The sequence below is a fragment of the Escherichia sp. TW14182 genome (genome assembly GCF_000208525.1).
In the GTDB taxonomy this organism is placed as follows: domain Bacteria; phylum Pseudomonadota; class Gammaproteobacteria; order Enterobacterales; family Enterobacteriaceae; genus Escherichia; species Escherichia ruysiae.
Map to the genome: position 1 here is coordinate 1 of NZ_AEJZ01000432.1, position 610 is coordinate 610.

At 56.7% G+C, this 610-nt stretch carries 1 protein-coding gene and 1 pseudogene; both read left to right on the top strand.

Annotation, left to right across the window (positions count from 1 at the left end):
• The coding region (locus EQY_RS0122850) for a hypothetical protein (RefSeq protein WP_038809333.1) at positions 1-243 on the top strand (243 nt) is incomplete at its 5' end.
• A gap of 1 nt (position 244) precedes the next feature.
• Positions 245-610: pseudogene (locus EQY_RS0122855) on the top strand (DUF968 domain-containing protein); the annotation flags it as partial.

A 610-nucleotide genomic window follows, 5' to 3' on the forward strand; every position in this document is an offset into this window, starting at 1 on the left:
GATACCGTTCGTGCCAGCAGGCACGGGCGGCGTTCTCACGCATTCAAATCTGACTGGTTCCAGCATGACCCCTGCACTGAAGAACAGGCCGAATGGCTGATTCAGAACTACCGCAGACGTGGGTATGAGTTTAGGAAAGCCCTCACCCTCGATTATCGTCACTGGATAATCTACGTCAGACTCCCTTATTCCGAACGCCCACCGCGTCCGTCCCGCACATTCCAGCAACGCATCTGGAGGTAACGTGCGGGTATTAGTGACTCCTGAAATTGCTCACCGTCTGGGGATTGTACTTTTCAGGCCCGGTCCTGATGCGATGCCTTTGTTTATGCAGGGGCGTGTGCTGGTGGAGCCGGAACCAAAAAGCATGCGAGGTCTGCCATCCGGAGTCGTTCCTGCCGTTCGCCAGCCGCTGGCGGAAGACAAATCTCTGCTGCCATTTTTCAGCGATGAGCGGGTGATTCGTGCTGCCGGCGGCGCTGGTGCACTGTCTGACTGGCTCCTGCGTCATGTTAAATCCTGCCAGTGGCCTCATGGTGACTACCATCACAGCGAAACCGTCATACATCGTTACGGTGCTGGCGCGATGGTGTTGTGCTGGCACTGCGAC